Raw genomic sequence first — 21,482 nt, forward strand, 5'->3', positions numbered from 1 at the left:
CGGCGTCGCAGCATTTGCCGGCTCCATCCGATGCGGGTCAATCGATCGGTTGATAAAGATCGCCCCATTCGGGCTTCCAGACCCCGTCTGGATCGCACACCACGAGCGCGAGCTTGACGTCGTTAGCCAGCCGGATCGCGCCGCGAAAAGCATCCTGAGCCGGCAATTGCGCGCTGACTTGGTCGGTGGTCAGCCGCCCTTGGCTCGCGGCGGCAGGCAGCACGATCGCTCCGGAGGCACCGTCACTGTCGCGTTTCAGGAGCAGCGTGACCGCGTCGGGCTGGACTTCGTTCACTTGCTCAAATCTATTCCGGGCCATGGTTTTCCTCGGCAAGCTGAAGAAATTTCGGACTATCACCGTCCAGTGATAGAATTGAACGCGATTGAGATTGCTCACCACTAATTGACGCGCGGCATCAACGGCATCTCGGATTAGTCGATCCGACGCGGCGATCGGTTCGGGGTACATTGAGGCGAATATGCTTCGTCCAAAACATTGGATCTGGGTCTTCATCGTTAGCGCGGGCATTTTCGGAACCAAGGCGCACGCCGACGATACTGTCGTACGCAGCTTTACCGGCGGTTCGGCTGCTTCCATGGTCGGCATAGTCCCGGCCAGCGAGGACGTGGAACTCGCGGGACCGCAAGCACTCAGCGCCGACGGGCAGGGCAACCTGTTTTTGCTCGATCAGATCAACGGTCGCATCATCCAGTTTGACCCGAAACAGCCAAACTCCGATCCCGACGTCCTCAAGATGCCGAAAGACGTCCAGCCGACCGATCTCGTCGTCCATGACGACGACATAATGGTTTGGGACGGTGGCGTACGGACGCTGAAGGCGGCGCCGGGGCAATCCACGCGCGGACTCGGCGGTGACGTGATCCAGCTTGAGGAGGTCTCGAGCCGTGGGGCAGACGACCAGGTTGCCGTCTCCGCTTTCGCCCAGATGGGATCGCAGGCACCCGGCAGCGCGGCGGACCTGCTCGATCAGAACACCCGCGCGGCCATCATCAGGACGACCCGGCAGCCTGACCGGCAATACGTGGCTTCTCGAAGCAAGGGCTCGGTGATCGCCGACATCATTCCGGACAAGGGCAATGCCAGCGTCCGGGTCGAGATCCAGACCATGGTCACCAACGAAACCATCGGCCAACTCGGCCTGCGCGTGCGCAACCAGCTCGGCACGGTGGAGTTTCTCGAGATCGACAACAGCGACCGCTTCTACGTGCTGGCCGAGGACGTTCCGCCATCAGGAAAGAACGCCTCCACGTTCGTCGCACGCTATGCGGCGAACGGGCGTCTCGAGGGAATCTATGAGCTTCCTCTGGAAAATACGCCGCTGACCAGACGGTTCGTCACGGTGTCGGGCAGTGGCGATGTCTATTTCCTGCGAACCAAGCCGGACGGTATCGAAGTGATTGGCGTCGGGTTCCGACCTCTGACAAATGCCTCGATTATCGACGTGCGGCCGTCGCGAACGACGACGGCGCCGGCACCACAATCCGGCGTCAAATTTGACGCTTCGGCCGCCGTGAGGCCGTCCAATCGCCAGCAGGCGATCGAGACCGCGTTTGCGTTCGAGGGTATCCAGTGGAAGCTGACGCAGGCGAACTACGGCAACGATCCCGACAGCCAATGCAGCGGCTTCAGCCGTGTTCGTCGGCCGTGGTATCTGCAGGGAAAAGTGAACCAGGAGGTGCGCGGCGTACCGTATTGCTGGGGCTGCCACGGTTCGCTCGCGAACTTCCGGCAGCGGATCGAGAGCGGAACGCTGGCTGGCAATGTGTGCACCCGCAATGCGCCACGGCCCGATGTGGCGGGCGTCGACTGTTCGGCATTCGTCAGCGCCGCGTGGGGGCTCTCCGTCCACTATACGACTGCAGCCATCCCCGCGATCGCTGCGCCTGTGGCAAATCCTTGGGACCTGAGGCCCGGCGATGCGCTGAACAAGCCAGGCTCGCATGTGATGCTGTTCCTGCGGTTCACGCCTGATCGCAAGGCGGAGGTGATGGAATCCTCGACCGGTGGCTGCAACGGCCGCGTCTGTCGCAACGTCTATCCCTTGGCGAGCTTGCTCGCGCGCGGCTATGTTCCGGTCCGCTTTCGGGCGTTCGCGGATGATCAGACGACGGTTTCAGCGGGCGCCTATCAGGAGCAGACTGAACAACCGCCGGCGGGCCGCAAAACGGCAGGCAAAAGGCGCTGAACCCAGTGTGTCGCCAGAGCTACAAAATGGGTAGGCATGATGTCGAGGTGGATCACGATGCGGATGCCCAGAGGACTTGATTGCGGGATCGGGCGGCTGTGCGCCACCATCGGGCTCGCCGCGTTGATCGGACTGACAATCCCGCGGGCGCATGCGGCAGGAGATTTGTCGCTCAGCAATCCAGATGGGGCGGCGGTGCGTGCGCTCGTGATCGGGATCGACGACTACCAGCACGTGCGCAAATTGAAGGGTGCGGTCGCTGACGCTACGGACATCGTGACCAGCCTTAAATCCATGGGGGTTGGCGACGTCGTCGAACTGACTAACGCGCAGGCCGACAGGGCAGGCGTCCTGCGCGAGATCAGTGCACTGGTGGAGCGGACCAAGAACAACGACCTCATCTTTCTGTCGATCGCCGGCCATGGCACCCAGGAGCCGGAGCGCGTCAAGGGCGCGGAGCCGGACGGGATGGAGAACGTGTTCCTGCTGCCAGGCTTTGAAACCACGCCAACCGGGTCCGTTGAGCGGGTTCTGGGCAGCGAGTTCAACCATTTCATACGGCAGTTCGAGCTGCGCGGAGCGAGGGTGATCTTCGTGGCTGACACCTGCCACGGTGGCGGTATGGTGCGCGACATCGATCCGCGTGCCGCTGAGATGAGCTTCCGGCAGGTCCCGCGCTACACGTTGCTGGTCGACGAACTGAAGCCGGTGTCGGACAGCAACGATCCGAAGTCTGAACTTGACCTTGACCACACGGCGTTTCTGGCCGCGGTGGACCGCTACACCAAAGCGCCGGAAGTCCGCATCCCTGGCATCGATGGCCTACGCGGGGCTCTCAGCTATGCGGTCGCGCGTGCGGTGGAAGGTAGCGCGGACATCAATCACGATGGGAAGGTGACGCTTAAGGAGCTTTTCAGCAACGTTCGGCAGGTGGTCTATCAGCTGTCGGACCAGCGCCAGAACATCGTGACTGTATCATCGCCAGCTCAGACGCCGGATACCGACGTCGCCTTCGGATTGAGGCGCGGTGTCGTGCTGATTCAGGGGCCGGCCGCGAGAGCGGCCTCGGGTCAGGCCGGAGCCGGGGTGCCCGTCGATGGACAGGCGCCCGCACCGTCGGCTGTCACGGCCAAGGCTCCAACCATTCCGACCCTTGCGGGGGCGGCCAAGGAACTTCCGATCGCCGGCGCGCCGGGGCCTCTACGCCTCGTTGCACCAATCCGGCTGGCGGCGCTGGACGGCAAGACTAGCTATTTTGTAAGCGTGAAGCCAAAAGATGTTTCCGTGCAGGCTGTTCAACCGACGGACAATCCCGACCTGATATGGGATCCTGTGTCGCACGACGTGATCGCTTGGGGTGATGTGGTCGCCTACGGGATGGACGTTGCCAGCCTGCCGACGGTGATTGATAGGACTGCGGCAATTCGTGAACTCAAGCGCATTGCGACACGGTCGCCGCAGGTGATGCGTATTTGGCCAGACGATCGCCAACAACGTGCTGGCCAGACCATCGAAGTTGACTTGTCTGATGTGGCATCAAGGGCGGTGCTGCTGTTCAATGTGTCCGGCGATGGCACCATCCAATTGTTGTATCCGGTGGGTGCTGATGCGGCGTTGGCCAGATCGGCGAGTTTGCGCCTACCGCTCAGGGTCGGCGAGCCGTTCGGTGCGGAACAGATCGTTGCGGTGACTTCGCAGCAACGCATGGTCGAGCTTGAGACAGCCCTAGTGCAGTTCAACCGGCGTCGCGCCTCGGGGCAGGTGATCAAGAGTCTCGAGCGTTACTTGCCCGCGGACGCGCGAATCGCCTCGATCGGCTTCTTCAGTGCTCCCTGACTCTTAGGGGAGCACGCCATGCCGTCATCGCAGTCGATCCGCCGCAAGCGAGCATGGTTCGCATTCCTGCTGCTACAGGCGGGCAGCGGACCTGCGTCCGCAGCACCGTTGCCGACGGGGGCGTTGCATATCGGCACGACGTACGTACCTTGGCTTTGGCCCGCACAAGCGGTGCGCAGGCAGACCAATACCGCGAGTGTGTCCCTTCAGATCCTGCCGAGTCAGACCGTCAACGTCGGCGCCAAGGTCTCGTTCGGCGTCACCGCCAGGAGGCCTGGATATCTCATTCTGGTTGACGTCGACTCGGAAGGGCGGATGTCCCAGATCTTTCCGACCCCCGAGCTATTGGCGCAGTCGAACGAACGCGACATTAATCTCGTCAAGCCGGGTGTCGAATTTGTCGTCCCTGCTCCGGCGGCGCGGCAGCGTGGTTTTGAATATGTCGTCGCACCGCCGACGGGGTCCGCAGTGATGATCGCCATCCTGAGCGAGCTGCGCGTGCAATTGCTCGATTTGCCGGACATGCCTCGCAAGCTGGAAGGTCAGGCGGACGCGTTGAGCTATCTATCGGCCTGGACCAGTGAGCTGCGCGTGCCGGACAACAGCAGCGGAAAGCTTGTGACGAACAATTGGTCGTTCGACGTCAAATCCTATTCCATCAAGTGAGTCCTGTGAGGCTTGGGGCTATAGCTTGCTCAGTCGGCTGAAGAAGCCACCGCGGGCGATCATGTAATGAATGTCCTTTGGAAAGGGAAAAGCACTGCGAATGTTGGAAATCGCGTGCTGGAGGAATTCCCCGTCCAGCGGCGCAGGCTTATGCCGCGGTTGATCCGCGACCTGCGGTATCATGAAGCGATCCACGAAAGCCGCGTCAAGATCGTTGACCCTGACCATCTGTCCAAATGCCGGGAACAGGTCGTAATGACCCAAGCTTACGTTGAGATTCTTGAGGGCAGGGCGCTGAGGCTGGGTTTGATTGCCATCGGCCGTCGCCAGCCCGCGCCCGATCAGGTCCAGCTTCACCGATTGCGGGAGAGTTGACGGACCATACACGATCTCGAGCGCGTGCCCGCTCTGCCCAGATAGCCACTGGTACCAAAAGGTCGCATCGTCGGGCCTCGCATTGGCACCGTAAAGGCAATCAAATCCCCAACAAGCCGTCAGCTTCCCCTGATACTTTCCGAGGCTCCCGACGAGATTGCGCATGCCGTTACCACCGCCGGAGTGGCATGCGATGATGAGCTTGCCGATCTGGAGCTGAGGAATGGACGTCGAGGAGATACCCAGGAACCTGGCCAGAGCTCCAAGGATCTCCTCGAGATAGCGTTCACCCCAGTTCGCGGTGGCCAGGTCCGACACGCTGTAGTTTCCGGCAAAGGTGTTGCCCACAGCATATTCGTAGCCCAGGAAGGGCGCGATGAGCACCACGTCCTTGCCGGAATCCCGGACCTGTTCGCGCAGCCGCGCTGGGTCGTTGTGGAAAAGGAATTCATGGTTTTTGACGTAGAAGCCGTGAAGCCAGATCACGACATCGAACTTGGTGGCGGCTGTTGGGTGCTTTGGCGGAAGATAAACCGCCGTTGGTTTCATGCCGGGCGCCTGCCGCTTCGTGAAGAGCGTCACCCCAGGAAAGGCGTTGGCGTCCTTTTGCTCAAGCTCACACGCAACCACGCAGGTCGCTCCGATTCGGCCACATCAGGCTTGGGACTCTGACGTTAGCTCGGCCACTTGCCATGCTTGCGATCCCAAATCCCACCGGGCCTGATGGCTCCGACGCGCCCTGACAACTCGGCGCCCTGCCAGCGCGCAGTTGTGTAGGAGCGGTGAGGCTAGTGGCATACCTCGACATTGGCCTCGTTGCCTGGCCCGCCACCGCCGCGATATTCGAGATGGCAGCCGCGCTGGACCGGACGGCAGCTGCTGGCGTTGCATATGATCTGAGGACTGGCCGTCGCATGGCCCACCGCAGCGCCATAGCCGCCTGCGCTCGCCTGCGCCCGCTGACGCAATGGCCGATCCTGCCGCTGACTGTCATTGCTCTTGGCGGCATTGACGGGCCTGGCGCGCTGTTTCTCGCATTCATTGTCGTCGTTGAGGAACGAGCCCCTTGCACAGGAGATTCTGCTGCAGTGGTCGCCGTCAGCCTTGTAGCCATGATCACAGATCAGGGGACAGACCCGGGACGGCTTGAGCTTGATTGCGTCAAGTGCGTCGAGACTTGCGAGCTTGGCGTCAAATTTGGTTCCGGCGTGCTGGTTGAAGAGAGCCAAGGAGCGCTGGGAGGCCGCATTCCATCGGCCATCTACGCTACCGGTGAAGCAGCCGACGCGGTTCAATTCGCTTTGTACGGATTTGGTGATATCGGCTTTTGCGATATCGGTCTGGCGCGGCTCGGCGCTGAGTGCGGCAAGCTTTGGCGGCGTATTGTCGTCAGCCAGCGCAGCGACTGTAGGATTGTCCGCGAAGGCACTCCCAACAGCCGGCTTATTCCCGGAGAGAGCCGCAACGATTGTAGATTCGGACGCAATTCGTTTCCGTTCTGCCTCGGTGGCCTGCTCCTGCGCGGCCTGCTTCGCCTTCTCGGCGGCAATTCGGGCGTCTTCCGCAGCCTTCAGATCCGCGGCCGCCTTCTCTTGGTCGGCACGCTGGGCGCCCTGCGACATCAGCCGAGTTTTCTGCTGTTCCGCCTGCTGCGCCTTCGCTGTTGCCGCGACGCGTGCGTCCTCAGCATCGAGCTGATTAAGCTGCAGCTTGGCAAGATTTGCGTAGTATCCGTCCGGATGCTGGTTCAGGAACGCGTCCAGAGCGGGCTTGTTGCGTAGTTGCAAGGCCAATTCGTAATCACGACGAATTTCTGCCTGGGGGTTGGCTGCTTGCACCGGCTCATCAGCCTTGGCAGCGGGAACAAGTGCAACGTCTTCGCCGCCCAGCGAGCCGTAGACATAGGGCTCCTGTCGGTTGCCGGTGGCTTGCAAGACATCATCGCGGACGAAGCCGAAGGCCCTACGCAAGTCGAGCCCCGGCTTTGCGATGTACTTTACGAGAGCCGTCGCATACGGACTATTCTTGCTGTTGCCATCGAGTGCGGTTAGTCCGGCTTTCGCGGCAAACGCGATCAGCGTGTTGGAGACGGCGGGTTCGACCCTGGCCAGCCCGCGGCTGATTGATCGAGAGGCAACTGTACGCTTCATCGAATCGGCAAACGGATTGTTGCGGCACGCGTCGACGATCACCACGCGCAACTGTCTCGCAGGCTCGATTGCCAGCAGGACGCGGTCGAGTGAGAATGCTTCGTCATAAATATCAGTGTCACGTTCGAGTCTGGCGTCGGTCGGGATCAGATAGTTTGTCCCGTCGATCTCGATGCCGTGGCCAGCATAGTACACCAGGGCTATGTCCGCATTGCGCGCCTGATCGGCGAATTCTCTCAGGGCCCGCCGCATATCGGTCGCGGCGAGGTTGAGCCTTGAGTCAACCACATCGAAACCTGCGCCCTTCAAGGTTTCAGTGATGGCGGCAGCGTCGTTGGCCGGGTTTGGGAGCAGAGGGGCATTCTGATAGTTGGCATTGCCAACCACCAAAGCCACGCGCTTTGTCGCCCAGGCTGGCTGGGCTGCCAGTAACAGCGAAGCGGCAAGAAGAAGCAAAACTCGAAGGTGCCTGTATAACCTCATGGCGAACACCCAACCTATGCTCATCGAATGGTAACGTCGCGAAGATGGCCGCGTAAGGCATGATTACTGAATTCACACGCCACTGGCCGCTGGCCTATCTCCGTACAGTACCAGTTTCGAGCCGATCCATTCCTATGTGTTGTCTGGCACTGCGCTCGCGTTCAAACGGCACGGAAGAAATCGCGGGCCGGCGCTGTGTGCCGTTTCATGTGGATGATGGGCACCCGCCAGTATCGATGTCTCGCGCTGGCGAATTAAGCTTTTGAAATTATAGGATTATTGCACTTAAGGCGTGTTCGCGGCAGTGCAGCAGAGCCTCTGGCTTGGTTCAAACGAAGATTCCGCGGTCGGCAGATCGAGGGGACGTGAAGTCCAGGACGCCGGCTTGCGGGTCAATCTCTCGGTTACAGCTTGCGCGGAGGTCAGGAGCCCGTCAGTTCGGCTTTCCATGTTCCCCGGTGCTCGATCTTCAGGTTCCTGCCGGACGCTCGCCCCGGAAACTGCTCCTTCGCAATGCGGGAACCAGTCTCCGAGTCGCGAAGGCGGGCCTTGGTCTACCAGTCGATCGCGTCGGTGGCCGCTACCGGAAGTCGTCAGTGCGCAAGTCGCCAGCCGACTTAATCAGAAAGCCCTGAATATAAGCCGCTCTATTTCGAACGATAGCGTACGGAGATACAATCGCAATTCCGAACTTTGGAGAAGTTGATGCCCATTCCGTTGAGGATTTACATCACGCCATTTGCCGAGAGAGGGAGCGTTGAGCCCGGGCAATGGAGCAGCGAGACAGCCAAGAAGGCGCTCGACGTGGTCAATACGATCTGGTCAAAGGCCAAGATCGCGTTCGTGATCAGCGATTGCTTGATGGAGAAGCCGCTCGACATGGCAAAGAGCGCGCGCAGCAATGACCAGCGATTGCTGGGTGTTCTTGCCTCTCGGCACGATCCGGACAATGCCGTCCACATCTACCTCGTCAATTCGATTGAAAATCTGGCCGCCGGTGGAAGCTCATACCCCAATAGCCAACCGGAGCCGGCAAGCTTCGTCCAATGGTATGGCAATGACCACGCCAATGGACGCGCCTGGGCTCACGAGCTCGGCCATCTAATGAGCCTCGATCACGTCGAGATCGACTATTCCAATGAGAAGCAGGCGGCGCGGCGTGTCAAGAACCTCATGACGATAGGATTGAGCGTCGGTTCTGACCTGACGGGCCAGCAGATTGATGCAGCCAAGGGTTCAAAGCTGGTCAAGCGATTTGGCGGATAAGTCCGTGGCCGGCCGCAGAATTTGTCAGCTCCGTCGTTCTGCACGTTGCGCGCCTTCGTTCCTATTCGCGAGATCCTCGTCGCTCCAATCCAGGCGTTCGGCGCAAGAGTCCATGATTGCGATCACGCTGGTAACCACTTCTCCCGCTTTGGGAAAAGCCATCCGCAATTAATATGCAAATGACCCCAACGATGAGATCACCAACGACCATGTCAAGTGCTTCCGGGATATTGCAGCTGCGCCAGACGACGCTTACCGTTTCGCTCTATTTTTGATGGGCGATCAGGCAGACGCAGAACAAGCCGGCAAACGTACTATCCAGATGCACTGCCGATTTAACGTGGTTGGGTAGCGGCCCTCCAACTCTAGGGCGATCGCGCAAAGTCGTCGTGCTGTACGAATTCCAGGGCCCGTCCTATCGCGACTCTCTTATATCGTAGCTGCTCCGATCGCGACAGTGATGTCGCGTATTGCACAAGGGCATACTCCTTCGGTGCCAGATCGAAATGGGAGCAAGATCACAACCTTCGTTGCAGCTGTCGATTTGAACTTCTCTTTTCCTGCCTGCACTAAAACAAGGTGGTCCTGCGGCCGTCCGGACGATCACCGACGAGTTCCTATTTGTCGATTGCAGGTCGAAGAGAATGTTCCACAAAACCGGTCCGGGCAAGGTTGACGTCGATCTGGATTTTTCGGGAGTGGGGGTTTTGCACGCGCGGCTTTGGAATTTCGATTTCGATGACTTTGCCGGCTACCAGTTTCGGGGCTTGAAGACAGAGCACTTCGAATTTCTGAAGAACAAGGTGGTTCCCCTGGTGGAGCACGACGCTGGTCAGATCTGGATGACGGGATCCGCGAGCCGGATCGGTACGGCTGATTGGAATATGACGACATCAGCCAACCGCGTCATTACGGTCGCGCGGTCTCTGTCAGAGATGGGCATCCGCCCGGAGCAAATGCAGACGCACGCCATCGGCAATACGCAGACGGCAAATCACAGGCTGGACGAAGACAACGATAGATCAGTGGTCCTTTGGGTTCTGCCTAAGGTCTATTTCGAACCGATCATAAAGCCAGACTTGCCGCGACCCGTTCCGCCGAAGCCAAAGGTCAGTCGAAATTTCAAGATAGCCATGCTGCTTGAGGTCGACGGTTCGATCTCGTTTGCAGCGAGAGCGGCCATCAAGCGCATCGTGAAGGGCAGGGCCGGAGCCGGGATTGCGTTTGCCAGCGCGTTGTTCTCCATATGGGACACGGAAAACAATTTGAAGTGCACCTACGTCTATGCGGCGGTCGGCCTAGGCTTCGGCTTGACCCTTCCGAAGACCGGCGGCAGATCGGGTACTCTGCATGGCCCCTGGAATTCGTTTACGACCGAAAAGCCCATCTCCTGTTCGCAGTTCGGCAAGTCAATGCGCTTTACGACTATCGGGATAGGGGACTTAAGCAAGAACTGGATCTTGCTGGAAACGCCCAGAGGAGTGAAGGACGTCTACTTGAGCATCAGCACGGGCACGACCATCGGCGGCGGCGCGTCGACCTACCCAGCCCATTTGAGCGCTTTCGTCCCGCTAGAGCGACCGAAGCCGTTTGGCGGGCCTTGAGTGAATCGGCTCATCATAATCTTTAGCCGGCGTCGGCGAGGGGAGCTCCGGGTTGACCCGCCGTAGTGATCTTAATGGGTCAAAAAACGCCGAAAATGTCAGAATAGCCTTTGAAGACACTACAGTATTTCGAGACTTCCAAGCTGAATACGAGGGTTCGATTCCCTTCACCCGCTCCATCCCAACAATTGATGCATCTTGATTGACCGACTTTGACCGTCAAGTCGGTCCCGGTGACGGCTGGAGCTTGGAGCGGGCGGCCTTGCGATAACCGGGTGCGTTTCGGGTCGGCAGAGCGGCTCTATTCCTGTTTGCTGTCCTTCTCCTCGCGCTGCTTCCGGGCACGATCGACTGCGCCGCCCTGGGGCTGCCCGCTGACCTTCACGCCGGGGAGATGATCGACCTTGTTGTTGGCGGTATCTTCGGCACGCTGCAATTCACGATCGATGATGTCGCGTGATCCTTCGGCCGGGTCCTTGTCGAATGGGCTCTTGGTATCGGTGCTCATGATTGATCCTGCTCGTCGGCGCGCGTTGATTTGCCGAGGCAAGCTCGGCTCGGGCCCATCGTTCCTGTCGAGGCGGCAGCTTTTGTGCAGGCTCTTTACTCCCTGTGGTCGCGGATTTCGGGGGCGACCTGTCCGTAGTTCAGCAGGGCCACGAGGGTCGTTCCGCCCAGAATATTGCCGAGGAGTGTCGGTACGAAGAAGTCCGAGGCATATTGCGAGAGCGACGCCAGGCCGCTCTGCACCAGGAAGGCGCACTCGACCGAGCCCGCGATGATGTGCGCGAACTGGCCGAGCGCGACCACATAGGTCATCACGACGACGAGGTGCGGGCGCGATCCCTTCACGGCAGGCAGTAGCCACGCCATCAAGGCGATCAGCCAGCCGGCAAAGATCGCCCGGACAAGGGTCGTCGCGAACGTACCCTCGATGGTGTGGCGGCTGAGATCGACGAAGGCGCCCACGATGCGGGGTTCGAAGATGCTGGTGTGCGCGAGCACGGATCCAACGGCCCAGGTTCCTGCGATGTTGGAGGCGAGGACCAGGCCCCAAAGCTTGATCACGCTCCCAAGCGTGCCGAGATCCCTGTTGTGCAACAGCGGCAGCATCGGCGTCAGGGTGTTCTCGGTGAAGAGCTGCTGCCGTCCCAGCACCACGACCAGGAAACCGACCGTGTAGCCGAGCGGAGCCACCATCCGTCGGGTGGCCTCGTCGGAAATCAGCGCGTGAAACTCGCCTTGGACAATCAGGGACAATCCCATCGAAAGGCCGGCGGCGAGGCCGGACAGCACGATGGCCCACCATCGCCGTTCCAGTTCCTGCTCACCCTCGGCGCGGATTGTCTCATGGATCAGCGCTGCGCTAGGCCGGCTCTGGGATTCGATCTGTTTCGTCTGGCGCCGCGAGACGCCGTCGAGCTTTGAGGCTGGATTGAAGGAGGCGCCGTCGCCAGGCTGGTCCACTCCGCGGTCTCCTGAAGGGCAGGTTCATCTCAATGCCGGGATCAAGGCTCGGAGCGGCAAGGGGTTCCTGGTAAGTGCTCGCACGCCGCAGCATTGTTGAGGCACAGCGGCGCCGTGGTCGACCATCAGGAACCTTCGTGGAAAGCGGGTGTTTTCTACCGGGGCGGGTGGCGATCTGACAAGAGGCCAACCGTGCAAGACAATTTGCGTGTGCGCTCAACCGCGCAGATCGCGGGCCATCCGATTCATCCGATGCTGGTGCCGATACCGATCGCTTGTTTCATCGGAGCGCTGTTGACCGATATCGCCTATGTCGTCAGTGCCGAGATCATGTGGGCGGATTTTTCCGCCTGGCTTCTGGTCGTCGGCGTCATCTTCGGCGTACTGGCGGCGATCGCGGGCCTGACCGATTTTCTCGGCAACCGTCTGGTGCGGGCGCAACCGCCGGCCTGGCCGCATCTGATCGGCAACGCGGTGGCGTTGGTCCTGGCGATCGTCAATGCGTTGATCCATACGCGCGATGCCTGGACCTCGGTGTGGCCGACCGGGCTCATTCTTTCAGCCATCACCGTATTGATCCTGCCGGTCACCGGCTGGCTCGGCTGGGCCATGGTGTATCGCCACGGTGTAGGAGTTGCGCGATGAACTCCGCAATCGTTCGGGTGCTGTTGTGTGCCTCGCTGCTGTGTCTCGCCGGCTGCAATGACGGCAGTGGCGATCCGAAGGCGCAAACCGGCGCCAACCCGACGCTGCCCGACATCCAGCAATACCTGCTGCCGCCGATGCACATCGCCCGTATCGTCGGCTGGAAAAAGGACGAGACCCCGGCCGTCGCGCAGGGCTTGCAGGCCAAGGCCTTCGCGACCGGCTTGCAGCACCCCCGATTCCTCTACGTGCTGCCCAACGGCGACGTGCTGGTGGTGGAATCCAAGGCGCCGAAGGGCGCTCCGATCAAGCGGCCCAAGGAAATCGTGATGGGATACATCGAGTCCTGGGCGACATCAGGCGGCGACACCGGCGCGAGCAACCGCATCACGCTGCTGCGCGACAGCAACGGCGACGGCGTGCCGGACGTGCAGAGCGTCTTCCTCGACCATCTCAACTCGCCGTTCGGCGTCGCGCTGGTCGGCAACGATCTCTATGTCGCCAACACCGATGCGATCGTCAGATATCCCTACACGGAGGGTGATACGAAGATCACCGCGCCGGGCACGGTGCTGACGCCGCTGCCGGGCGGACCGATCGATCATCACTGGACCAAGAGCCTGGTCGCGAGCCCCGACGGTTCAAAGCTCTATGCCGGCGTCGGCTCCAACAGCAACATCACCGAGAACGGCATGGAGGCCGAGCACAATCGCGCCGCGATCCTCGAGATCGACCGTGCCAGCGGCCGCTGGCGCATCTTCGCGAGCGGCTTGCGCAATCCCAACGGCCTCAGCTTCGAGCCGCAGACCGGGACGCTGTGGACGGTGGTGAACGAGCGCGACGAACTCGGTCCCGATCTCGTGCCGGACTACATGACGTCGGTGAGGGACGGCGGCTTCTATGGCTGGCCCTACAGCTATTACGGCCAGCACGTCGATCCTCGCGTCAAGCCGGAGCGTCCTGATCTCGTCGCCAAGGCGATCGTGCCGGACTATGCGCTGAGCTCGCATGTCGCGCCGCTCGGCATGGCCTTCAACACAAGCGCGAGTTTGCCGGCGGCCTATCGCGGCGGCGCCTTCGTCGGCGAGCACGGCAGTTGGAACAGGCAGGTCTTGAACGGCTACAAGGTGGTGTTCGTGCCATTCACGGATGGCAGGCCGAGCGGTCCGCCGCAGGACGTCGTCACCGGCTTCCTCAACAGCGACAACCAGGCGCGCGGGCGGCCCGTCGGCGTCGCCATCGACAAGACCGGCGCGCTGCTGGTCGCCGATGACAGCGGCAACACGGTGTGGCGCGTGACGGCGGCGCACCCGCAGCTCACGCAGCGATAGATAGATCTCGAGGAGTTACACCATGGGCCTTGCTCAATACACGATCGTGCCGGTGCAGGACGAATGGGGCGTGCTGCATGACGGCGACGTCAAGAACAGATACTCCACCAAGGAAGCGGCCTTCGAATCGGCGGTGGCTGCCGCCTCGCTGGCGCTTCGCGAGGGACACGAAGTCCATGTCAGCGTGCCCGGCCGGGAAGCCGGCGAGAACGCGCTGGGAATTTGATGGGACACTCCGAGCAGAACACTTCAGGAGGCTGCGATGACCAAGCCCCGGGAGCCGAACGGCATTGAACCCTCCCGCTCTGAAGACGACATTCAGCGAGACCAGCTCGGGCCGCGCGGCGTGCCGGGTGCGCCGGATCCGGCCAAGATGACACCCCAACGCGACAAGAAAACGCCGAAGCACGTCGATCCCGGCCATACAGCCTGACGGCTGCCCCGCGGCTTTTCTGTTCGGCCGGTAAGTCGCCGCCCGGCCGTCGACTTACGCCGCCGCAACGATATCCGTCTTGGCAAAGTCGTCGCCGACATAAAGAAGTGCGCAGCCATGCTCCTTGGCGACATCGTAGGCGAAGCAGTCACCAAAGTTGAGACCGGCAGGACGAATGCCTTTGCCCCAACGCGAGTAGATTTGCGCCACGCGTTCGGCCGAAGCTTGGGTCACCGAGATCACGTTCAAACCGAGATCGTTAATCAGCTTGTTCATCTCTTCGTCGACGCCCCGCCGTGCCGCGACGATCAGGCTTTCTGCAACGGAGGCCGCCGAGATCAGGATTTCGTCGGCGGTGTCCAGTGCGGTGATGCAAGCATCGGCTTGTGGTTCGTCGAGCACGATCGCCATCAGTGCGGAGGTATCGACTGCGATCATTCCGGCAGTCCGTCATCGCCGAAAAGAAAGTCCTGACTGCGCGCGGCGCTCGGTCCGGGAATAGCTTTGGCCCCGCCGGTCCTTCGCGCCGCATCAAGCGCGGTCCGGCGGGTGGCGCGGTCCGGCGGAAGCTTGACCGGGACGAGCCGCACCGCGGGATGCCCATGTCGCGTCAGGATCACCTCGTCGCCGGCCTCTGCGCGGCGGACAAGATCGGTCAATTGTCCTTTTGCGTCGGTAACGGAGACCCGCATCTCATTGTCCTTCCTCAATTTTCATAAAATGGACCATGCAATGGTCCAATGTCAACCACCTCCCACCCCGCCATCGCCGGACGCGATCTCGCGGTTGATCTCGGCATGAGCCTGCCGGCGGTGTTCGCCGGGACGTGGGCTCTCGCGCGCAATAACATCATGTTAGGTTTGTCGAATAACTGGGTAATTGTGTTAGCCCGGCGAAAGCTTATCGTCGCCACCAAGCAGACACCCATCGGCAATGACAAGCGCTCGCGAAACTCCGCAGAGCGGCCGGAGAGTGCTGCCCAATTTTGAGCGAAGCCCGTCAACGGGACGTCAGCAAAACCCAAGGGAGGAATCTTGAGATGACCGCGATCCATCAGATGAGTCAGTCCAGGAAAGCCGCTGCCAGCGGCTGGATCGGGTCGGCTCTCGAATATTATGACTTCTTCATCTACGCGACCGCCGCGTCACTGATCTTCCCGCAAATCTTCTTCCCGTCGGAGAATCCCACCGTCGCGATCGTCGCCTCGTTGGCGACCTATGGCGTCGGGTATGTGGCCCGGCCGATTGGCGCGTTTGTCCTCGGGCACTGGGGCGACACCCATGGCCGCAAGACGGTTCTCATCGTCTGCATGTTCTTGATGGGCATCTCGACGATGGCCGTGGGTATCCTGCCGACCTACCAGCAGGTTGGCATCCTGGCGCCAATCCTGCTCGTCATTCTGCGCCTCGTGCAGGGATTTGCCGTGGCCGGCGAAATCTCGGGCGCAAGCTCGATGATCCTGGAGCACGCGCCGTTCGGCCGGCGGGGCTTCTATGCCAGCTTCGCCCTTCAGGGGGTGCAGGCCGGACAGATCCTCGCCGCAGCAATCTTCCTGCCGTTGGCGGCCTATATGCCGACCGAGGCCTTCAACAGCTGGGGCTGGCGGATTCCCTTCCTGCTCAGCTTCTTCGTCATCGTCGCGGGCTACATCATTCGTCGCGAAGTCGACGAGACCCCTGCTTTTGCCCGCGAGGGCGAGCGGGGAGAAACGCCGCGCGCGCCCATCGTTCAGGCGATCAAGCTGAGTTGGCGCGACATGCTCAGGGTCATCTGCATGGCGCTGATGAATGTCATTCCTGTCGTTGCGACCATCTTCGGCGCGGCCTATGCGGTGCAGCCGGCCTACGGCATCGGTTTTGCCAAGGACGTCTATCTCTGGATCCCCGTGCTCGGAAACATGCTGGCCGTGTTCGTCATTCCCTTCGTCGGCAATCTCTCCGACAAGGTCGGCCGCAAGCCCCCGATCATCGTCGGCGCGCTTCTCTCTGGCTTGCTCGCCTTTGGCTACCTCTATGCCATCAGCATCAGGAATGTGCCGCTGGCAATATTGGTGTCGCTCTTGATGTGGGGCGTAGTCTATCAGGGCTACAACGCGATCTTCCCGAGCTTTTACCCGGAGCTGTTTCCGACCCGCACCCGCGTCTCGGCGATGGCGATATCGCAGAACATCGGAACCACCATCACCGCATTGCTGCCCGCCCTATTTGCGACCGTCGCGCCTCCCGGCTCGACCAACATTCCCCTGACGGTGGGGGCGATTGCCTTCGCTATCACGGTGATCGCCGCGCTGGCGGCCCTGACCGCGCGGGAAACCTATCGGATCAGGATCGACGATCTCGGCAATCCCAATGCCGTTCCGATGCCGCGGGCCGACTATGAGCGGCAGCGTGCGGAGGCGGCGAGCGGTGCGGCCGCAATTCCGATCTGACGGTTACGCAAGGAAGCCATGCCGCTGCGATCGAGGACGTTGCAGCGGCAGGGTTCGAGGCGTTACCTAACTGCCTGCTCGATTCCGCGCGCGAGCGCGATCATCATGAGGTTGCAGAATGAACCCCGTCGTCATTGCCGTCGCAATCACCGGCTCCGTTCCGCGCAAGAAGGACAATCCCGCGGTCCCGATTCTGCCGTCCGAACAGATCGAGTCGACGCACCAGGCCTTCGAAGCCGGTGCCACGCTCGCCCATATCCATGTTCGCAACGATGACGAGACGCCGTCCTCCGATCCCGAGCGTTTCGCCCTGGTGCAGGCGGGGATCAAGAAGCACTGTCCTGACATGATCGTTCAGTTCTCGACCGGAGGGCGGGGCCGCGATCCCTCGGCGCGCGGATCGTCGCTCTACCTGAAGCCGGACATGGCCTCGCTGTCCACGGGATCGGTGAACTTTCCGACCATCGTCTACGAGAACAGCGCCGCGCTGGTGGAGACCCTCGCCACCGGGATGAAGGCGAATGGCATCCGGCCGGAAATCGAGATCTTCGATTTGTCGCATCTGCATGGTGCCCGCCGCCTGATCGAGGCGGGGCTGATCGACCAGCGTCCGCACGTGCAGTTCGTCATGGGCGTCAAGAACGCCATGCCCGCGGACGAGCATGTCCTCGACATCTTGCTGGGAGAGCTCAGGCGGCTGATCCCGGAGGCGACATGGACGGCAGCGGGGATCGGACGCCACCAGGCCGAGGTCATGGGCTGGGCGCTCGCGCGGGGCGCCGATGCGGTCCGCACCGGCCTCGAGGACAATATCAGGATCGACAAGGCGCGCCTCGCGGCCAGCAACGCCGAGCTCGTGGCCGTCGCCGGTGAGGCTGTCGCGCGTCACGGCCGGCGCGTGGCGACTGCGGCCGAGGCGCGATCCCTGCTCGGGCTCGCGGGGCAGGGCGCTCCTGCCGCCACCTGACATGCTCCCGGCCGCCTGCTGCCATTCGACAGCCGGCGTTTCCGTGCGCCGAGTCTGCGGGTAAGACTGCCGTCACAGGCGTAATCTGCGCCTGGCGGGCAGGCGACGGTTGGAATGCGGTTTCTGAAATCTGACAGCAGGCTCATCGGGGTCCTGCTGGTGCTTGCGGTCTCCCAGCTTGTCGGGTGGGGTACGATAGGTCTTCCCGCCATCGTCGGACGCGATCTCGCGGCCGATCTCGGCATGAGCCTGCCGGCGGTGTTCGCCGGGACGTCCGTCCTCTATGTGTCGATGGGGCTATGCGCGCCCTGGCTCGCCAGGTCGTTTGCGCGGCACGGCGCACGAAAGGTCATGATCTCAGGCACGGTCCTCACCGTGCCGGGCTTCATCCTGCTGTCCCTCGCGCGCGAGCCGATGCTGTATTTCGCGGCCTGGATCGTCCTTGGCATCGCCGGCAGCGCCACGCTTTCGACCGGCGCCTATATCATGCTGAACGAGGTCGCCGGGCGGCAGGCCAAGAATGCCATCGGCGCGCTGATGCTGGTGACGGGCCTGTCGAGCAGCATCTTCTGGCCGACGACGTCGTTCCTCAGCGGTTTGCTCGGCTGGCGCGGGACGTGCCTCGTCTATGCAGCCATGATGGTCGTCATCAACCTTCCGCTCTATGCATTCTTTGCACCGCGCCGGAAAATCGTCGGTGATCGTGGCGGCGAGCCGGTGAAATCTTCGCCGCCGCCTGCGATTCCCAGGAGCACCTTCAGCCTCGTCGTTGCCGCGATCACGCTCAATGCCTTCGTCAATTTTGGCATCGGCGCCATCATGATCGAGTTGCTCCGGGCGGAGGGGCTTCCCCCGGCGCAGGCGCTTGCGTTTGGCTCGATGCTGGGCGTGATCCAGGTCAGCGCCCGCGGACTCGATTTTCTCGGCGGAGGGCGGTGGGATGGAATCACGACCGGGCTCGTCGCCGGCACGGCGCTGCCGATCGCCATGCTGCTGCTGATGACGAGCGAGGGCGCGACCTGGGCGGTTGCGGCCTTCATCCTGCTCTACGGCGCCGGCAGCGGCGCGATGGCGGTGGCGCGGGCAACGATCCCGCTCGTGTTCTACGATCAGACCGAGTTCGCCAAGGCGATGTCGATGATCGCGTTGCCGCTCAATCTCGCCTCCGCGGTCTCGCCGCCGCTCCTTGTCGGCCTGCTCACCCAGTTCGGCAGCCGCGGCGCGCTCGGTCTCACCTTCGTCTGCTCCTGCGCCACGGTGCTGATCCTGGTCCTGCTCGGCCGCCGCCGGCCGCAGGTGGCTGCAGCGGCAACCTGAGAATATTCGCCATGCGGAATTCACCGCGCGGTGACCTGCGCCGGGCGGGCTGGGGGATGGCCGTATGCCCACAGTGCAGTGCTCGGATCGCCAAAATAGTGTATCCGCAGGAAGCGCGGCCTGCGATCTCGCCGCCGCGCCAAGATCCAGTTCCCGGAGGAATTCGACATGTCGGCCCTGCCGCTCTCAGGCATCAAGATCCTTGACCTCACCCGCGTGCTTGCTGGGCCCCTGTCGGCCCAGATGCTGGGCGATTTGGGCGCGGAGGTTATCAAGATCGAGCGGCCGGGCACCGGTGACGACGCGCGCGCCTTCGGCCCGCCTTACCTGACTGACCCCGAGGGCAAGGCCAACAACAACAATTCATTCTACCTCTGCGCCAACCGCAACAAGAAGTCGGTCACGGTCAACATCGCCAAGCCCGAGGGGCAGGCGATTATCCGCGAGCTCGCCAAGGATGTCGACGTCTTCATGGAGAACTACAAGGTCGGCGATCTCAAGCGCTACGGCCTCGACTACGAGACCATCAAGGCGATCAATCCCGGCATTATCTACTGCTCGGTGACCGGCTTCGGCCAGACCGGCCCCTATGCGCCGCGCGCCGGCTACGACGCCATCCTGCAGGCGATGGGCGGCCTGATGAGCGTCACCGGCCATATCGACGGCGAGCCCGGCGAGGGCCCGATGAAGGTCGGCCCGTCGATCGTCGACTACATGACCGGCATGAACACCTCGATCGGGATTCTCTCGGCGCTCTATCATCGCGACGCCAATGATGGCGTGGGGCAGCATATCGACGTCTGCCTGTTCGACACCGTCATCGCGTCGTTGTCGCACTGGCTGCAGATCTACCTCGTCAACGGCAAGACGCCGCCGCGCCGCGGCACCTGGGGCAATGGCGGCATGCCGGCCGGCGTGTTCCGCTGCACCGACGGCGAGCTGATGCTGGTGGTCGGCAATGACGGCCAGTTCCAGCGCACCTGCGCCGTGCTCGGCGCGCCCGAACTCGCGAGCGACAAGCGTTTCGTCAGGAACAACGACCGCGTCGTGCACGGCAAGGAGATCATGGCGATCTTCGCCGGCCTGTTCCTGAAGCAGCCGGTGGCCTATTGGCTGGACAGACTGGAGGAGGCCGGCGTGCCCTCCGGCCCGATCAACAATTTCGAGCAGGTGTTTTCCGATCCGCACGTCCAGTCGCGCGGCATGCGGGTGAAGGTCGATCATCCCTTCCAGCCCGATCTCTCGCTGATCCGCAACGCGCTGACGCTCTCGGAAACCCCGATCAAGGATTACCGCGCCCCGCCGCTGCTCGGTGAGCACACCCAGGAGGTGCTCGCCGGCAAGCTCGGCTACGATGCCGGCAAGATCGAGACGCTGAAGCAGCAGGGGATTATCTAGCTTCGGCGAAGCGGCGCGCGCGGTCTGGCCTGATCGCCACTGGATAAAAAGGGACGTCAACATGACGCTCCTGCGGCCTTGCGCGAACCTTGCGGGCAATCCCCAGATAATTCCGGTCCGTACTCACACAGGCTTCCGCTCCGCGCGCGACTCAGATTCGATCGGTCCACTCAGTCCGGGAGGGAACGCATGTCCTACACGATCGGGTTTCAGGCCAAGAACCAGAAGGCAATTCTGGCGACCGAGGCGGCAACGGCCAACCAGGCCGTCGCGATCATTGCCGCGTTGCGGCAAAGCGCCGACGAAATAAAGTTCATCCGCTCGCCGCAGGAAGGCGACATGGGCATCGAGATGCTGCTGCTGCTCGCCAAGGAAGAGGCCGAGGAGATGCCGCAGCACGCCTAGGCGGCTCGGCGACCAAACTTCGATCAGAAGCGAAGCATGACGGCTGCAACACGCTGTAGCAAGCCGTCATCTCGCTTGGACAGAAGGTGGCCGCCCATGAATCTCGAAATGAAACGCGAAGCGCTCCGCGTCGAACCGATCTCGACTTTCCTCGATCGTCGGCAGGCGCCGGTCTCGCCGGTCACGCGCGCCGGCAACATGATCTTCGTCGCCGGCCTGCCGCCATTCGACCCCGAGACGGGCGAGATCGCGGACGTGCCGATCGAACGGCAGAGCGAGTTGATCATGGAGCAGATGAAGCTGTGCCTTGAGACGGCGGGCGCGAGCCTCGACAACGTCATGAAGTGCAACGTCTACTGCACCTCGACCAAGCACTTCGCCGCCTTCAACAACGTCTATGCGCGCTATTTCCCGCACGATCCGCCGGCGCGGATCTTCGTCTGTACGCCGGAATGGTTCGGCCCCTTCGACGTCGAGATCGACTGCATCGCGATGATGTGAAGG

General features: G+C 61.9%; 23 protein-coding genes. 16 read left to right on the forward strand and 7 right to left on the reverse strand.

Annotated elements, in window-relative coordinates; genetic code table 11:
• Positions 1-37: 37 nt before the first annotated feature.
• The gene (locus tag AC0L3B_RS27740; protein WP_231191009.1) at positions 38-598 is read right to left on the reverse strand and encodes a hypothetical protein; all 561 of its coding nucleotides are present in this window, start codon (positions 596-598) and stop codon (positions 38-40) included.
• Between AC0L3B_RS27740 and AC0L3B_RS27745 the strand changes: the two genes are divergently transcribed.
• From AC0L3B_RS27745 to AC0L3B_RS27755, 3 genes are all read left to right on the forward strand, one after another.
• Positions 480-2,207 (forward strand): hypothetical protein, encoded by a 1,728-nt coding sequence (locus tag AC0L3B_RS27745; RefSeq protein ID WP_018457620.1) that lies wholly within the window; start codon positions 480-482, stop codon positions 2,205-2,207. The two genes, AC0L3B_RS27740 and AC0L3B_RS27745, sit on opposite strands and share 119 nt — an antisense overlap.
• Before the next feature lie 57 nt (positions 2,208-2,264).
• Entirely contained in the window at positions 2,265-4,043 is a 1,779-nt protein-coding gene (locus tag AC0L3B_RS27750; RefSeq protein WP_247385935.1) for a caspase family protein, read from the forward strand.
• 123 nt (positions 4,044-4,166) lie between these two features.
• A complete protein-coding gene (locus tag AC0L3B_RS27755) occupies positions 4,167-4,709 on the forward strand; it encodes a DUF4384 domain-containing protein (protein WP_240543158.1) in 543 nt (180 codons plus the stop codon).
• Positions 4,710-4,727: 18 nt separating this feature from the next.
• Here the strand turns inward: AC0L3B_RS27755 and AC0L3B_RS27760 are convergent, their stop codons facing one another.
• Both AC0L3B_RS27760 and AC0L3B_RS27765 read right to left on the reverse strand, forming a co-directional pair.
• A complete protein-coding gene (locus AC0L3B_RS27760; protein ID WP_026233408.1) occupies positions 4,728-5,714 on the reverse strand; it encodes a hypothetical protein in 987 nt (328 codons plus the stop codon).
• 158 nt (positions 5,715-5,872) lie between these two features.
• A complete protein-coding gene (locus AC0L3B_RS27765) occupies positions 5,873-7,717 on the reverse strand; it encodes a caspase family protein (RefSeq protein ID WP_026233407.1) in 1,845 nt (614 codons plus the stop codon).
• A gap of 693 nt (positions 7,718-8,410) precedes the next feature.
• Here AC0L3B_RS27765 and AC0L3B_RS27770 point away from each other — a divergent pair.
• Together AC0L3B_RS27770 and AC0L3B_RS27775 are read left to right on the forward strand one after the other, a co-directional pair.
• A complete protein-coding gene (locus AC0L3B_RS27770; protein ID WP_245329571.1) occupies positions 8,411-8,983 on the forward strand; it encodes a hypothetical protein in 573 nt (190 codons plus the stop codon).
• Between the two features lie 644 nt (positions 8,984-9,627).
• Positions 9,628-10,587 (forward strand): OmpA family protein, encoded by a 960-nt coding sequence (locus AC0L3B_RS27775; protein WP_018457614.1) that lies wholly within the window; start codon positions 9,628-9,630, stop codon positions 10,585-10,587.
• Between the two features lie 301 nt (positions 10,588-10,888).
• On the opposite strand, the gene AC0L3B_RS27780 is transcribed toward AC0L3B_RS27775, so the two are convergent.
• On the reverse strand, positions 10,889-11,095 hold the full coding sequence (locus AC0L3B_RS27780; protein ID WP_018457613.1) for a hypothetical protein: 207 nt from the start codon (positions 11,093-11,095) through the stop codon (positions 10,889-10,891).
• A gap of 95 nt (positions 11,096-11,190) precedes the next feature.
• Positions 11,191-12,054 carry a formate/nitrite transporter family protein gene (locus AC0L3B_RS27785; protein WP_473381428.1) on the reverse strand — a complete coding sequence of 288 codons (864 nt, stop codon included), beginning with the start codon at positions 12,052-12,054 and terminating at the stop codon, positions 11,191-11,193.
• A gap of 192 nt (positions 12,055-12,246) precedes the next feature.
• Here AC0L3B_RS27785 and AC0L3B_RS27790 point away from each other — a divergent pair, with 192 nt between their 5' ends.
• Genes AC0L3B_RS27790 through AC0L3B_RS27805 form a run of 4 tightly spaced genes read left to right on the forward strand, consistent with a single transcriptional unit; the run spans position 12,247 to position 14,463 of the window.
• On the forward strand, positions 12,247-12,699 hold the full coding sequence (locus AC0L3B_RS27790) for a DUF2231 domain-containing protein (protein ID WP_085357988.1): 453 nt from the start codon (positions 12,247-12,249) through the stop codon (positions 12,697-12,699).
• Positions 12,696-14,030, forward strand: a complete 1,335-nt coding sequence (locus AC0L3B_RS27795) for a PQQ-dependent sugar dehydrogenase (protein WP_247362342.1) — start codon at positions 12,696-12,698, stop codon at positions 14,028-14,030. The genes AC0L3B_RS27790 and AC0L3B_RS27795 overlap by 4 nt, the downstream gene beginning before the upstream one ends.
• A gap of 22 nt (positions 14,031-14,052) precedes the next feature.
• Positions 14,053-14,256, forward strand: a complete 204-nt coding sequence (locus tag AC0L3B_RS27800) for a hypothetical protein (protein WP_007611681.1) — start codon at positions 14,053-14,055, stop codon at positions 14,254-14,256.
• A 36-nt stretch (positions 14,257-14,292) separates the two neighbouring features.
• Entirely contained in the window at positions 14,293-14,463 is a 171-nt protein-coding gene (locus AC0L3B_RS27805) for a hypothetical protein (protein ID WP_166520788.1), read from the forward strand.
• 54 nt (positions 14,464-14,517) lie between these two features.
• On the opposite strand, the gene AC0L3B_RS27810 is transcribed toward AC0L3B_RS27805, so the two are convergent.
• Entirely contained in the window at positions 14,518-14,901 is a 384-nt protein-coding gene (locus tag AC0L3B_RS27810) for a type II toxin-antitoxin system VapC family toxin (protein ID WP_085351261.1), read from the reverse strand.
• Complete coding sequence (locus AC0L3B_RS27815) at positions 14,898-15,155, reverse strand: type II toxin-antitoxin system Phd/YefM family antitoxin (RefSeq protein ID WP_317246317.1); 258 nt, start codon at positions 15,153-15,155, stop codon at positions 14,898-14,900. The genes AC0L3B_RS27810 and AC0L3B_RS27815 overlap by 4 nt, the downstream gene beginning before the upstream one ends.
• A gap of 48 nt (positions 15,156-15,203) precedes the next feature.
• Between AC0L3B_RS27815 and AC0L3B_RS27820 the strand changes: the two genes are divergently transcribed.
• The 7 genes from AC0L3B_RS27820 to AC0L3B_RS27850 all read left to right on the forward strand — a co-directional run bounded on the left by AC0L3B_RS27820 (position 15,204) and on the right by AC0L3B_RS27850 (position 21,479).
• The gene (locus AC0L3B_RS27820) at positions 15,204-15,452 is read left to right on the forward strand and encodes a hypothetical protein (RefSeq protein WP_473381429.1); all 249 of its coding nucleotides are present in this window, start codon (positions 15,204-15,206) and stop codon (positions 15,450-15,452) included.
• Between the two features lie 50 nt (positions 15,453-15,502).
• On the forward strand, positions 15,503-16,891 hold the full coding sequence (locus AC0L3B_RS27825) for an MFS transporter (protein ID WP_317246318.1): 1,389 nt from the start codon (positions 15,503-15,505) through the stop codon (positions 16,889-16,891).
• A 118-nt stretch (positions 16,892-17,009) separates the two neighbouring features.
• The gene (locus tag AC0L3B_RS27830; RefSeq protein WP_473381430.1) at positions 17,010-17,858 is read left to right on the forward strand and encodes a 3-oxoadipate:acetyl-CoA acetyltransferase; all 849 of its coding nucleotides are present in this window, start codon (positions 17,010-17,012) and stop codon (positions 17,856-17,858) included.
• Between the two features lie 114 nt (positions 17,859-17,972).
• Positions 17,973-19,175: an MFS transporter gene (locus AC0L3B_RS27835; RefSeq protein ID WP_473381431.1), complete on the forward strand. Its 1,203-nt coding sequence runs from the start codon at positions 17,973-17,975 to the stop codon at positions 19,173-19,175.
• A 168-nt stretch (positions 19,176-19,343) separates the two neighbouring features.
• Positions 19,344-20,573, forward strand: coding sequence for a CaiB/BaiF CoA transferase family protein (locus AC0L3B_RS27840; protein WP_085351265.1), 1,230 nt, complete (start codon positions 19,344-19,346; stop codon positions 20,571-20,573).
• A 189-nt stretch (positions 20,574-20,762) separates the two neighbouring features.
• The gene (locus tag AC0L3B_RS27845) at positions 20,763-20,978 is read left to right on the forward strand and encodes a hypothetical protein (RefSeq protein WP_018457601.1); all 216 of its coding nucleotides are present in this window, start codon (positions 20,763-20,765) and stop codon (positions 20,976-20,978) included.
• A gap of 108 nt (positions 20,979-21,086) precedes the next feature.
• Entirely contained in the window at positions 21,087-21,479 is a 393-nt protein-coding gene (locus AC0L3B_RS27850) for a RidA family protein (RefSeq protein WP_162847229.1), read from the forward strand.
• Positions 21,480-21,482: the final 3 nt, after the last annotated feature.

This window comes from Bradyrhizobium sp. Kon56, assembly GCF_055807635.1.

Bases quoted from the DNA above. Each gene is read 5' to 3' on its own strand.
- AC0L3B_RS27745 (WP_018457620.1), top strand. From the start codon at position 480: ATGCTTCGTCCAAAACATTGGATCTGGGTCTTCATCGTTAGCGCGGGC.
- AC0L3B_RS27740 (WP_231191009.1), bottom strand. From the start codon at position 598: ATGGAAGCAGCCGAACCGCCGGTAAAGCTGCGTACGACAGTATCGTCG.
- AC0L3B_RS27750 (WP_247385935.1), top strand. From the start codon at position 2,265: ATGCGGATGCCCAGAGGACTTGATTGCGGGATCGGGCGGCTGTGCGCC.
- AC0L3B_RS27765 (WP_026233407.1), bottom strand. From the start codon at position 7,717: ATGAGGTTATACAGGCACCTTCGAGTTTTGCTTCTTCTTGCCGCTTCG.
- AC0L3B_RS27775 (WP_018457614.1), top strand. From the start codon at position 9,628: ATGTTCCACAAAACCGGTCCGGGCAAGGTTGACGTCGATCTGGATTTT.
- AC0L3B_RS27780 (WP_018457613.1), bottom strand. From the start codon at position 11,095: ATGAGCACCGATACCAAGAGCCCATTCGACAAGGACCCGGCCGAAGGA.
- AC0L3B_RS27795 (WP_247362342.1), top strand. From the start codon at position 12,696: ATGAACTCCGCAATCGTTCGGGTGCTGTTGTGTGCCTCGCTGCTGTGT.
- AC0L3B_RS27800 (WP_007611681.1), top strand. From the start codon at position 14,053: ATGGGCCTTGCTCAATACACGATCGTGCCGGTGCAGGACGAATGGGGC.
- AC0L3B_RS27805 (WP_166520788.1), top strand. From the start codon at position 14,293: ATGACCAAGCCCCGGGAGCCGAACGGCATTGAACCCTCCCGCTCTGAA.
- AC0L3B_RS27810 (WP_085351261.1), bottom strand. From the start codon at position 14,901: ATGATCGCAGTCGATACCTCCGCACTGATGGCGATCGTGCTCGACGAA.
- AC0L3B_RS27815 (WP_317246317.1), bottom strand. From the start codon at position 15,155: ATGCGGGTCTCCGTTACCGACGCAAAAGGACAATTGACCGATCTTGTC.
- AC0L3B_RS27820 (WP_473381429.1), top strand. From the start codon at position 15,204: ATGTCAACCACCTCCCACCCCGCCATCGCCGGACGCGATCTCGCGGTT.
- AC0L3B_RS27825 (WP_317246318.1), top strand. From the start codon at position 15,503: ATGACCGCGATCCATCAGATGAGTCAGTCCAGGAAAGCCGCTGCCAGC.
- AC0L3B_RS27830 (WP_473381430.1), top strand. From the start codon at position 17,010: ATGAACCCCGTCGTCATTGCCGTCGCAATCACCGGCTCCGTTCCGCGC.
- AC0L3B_RS27835 (WP_473381431.1), top strand. From the start codon at position 17,973: ATGCGGTTTCTGAAATCTGACAGCAGGCTCATCGGGGTCCTGCTGGTG.
- AC0L3B_RS27840 (WP_085351265.1), top strand. From the start codon at position 19,344: ATGTCGGCCCTGCCGCTCTCAGGCATCAAGATCCTTGACCTCACCCGC.
- AC0L3B_RS27845 (WP_018457601.1), top strand. From the start codon at position 20,763: ATGTCCTACACGATCGGGTTTCAGGCCAAGAACCAGAAGGCAATTCTG.
- AC0L3B_RS27850 (WP_162847229.1), top strand. From the start codon at position 21,087: ATGAAACGCGAAGCGCTCCGCGTCGAACCGATCTCGACTTTCCTCGAT.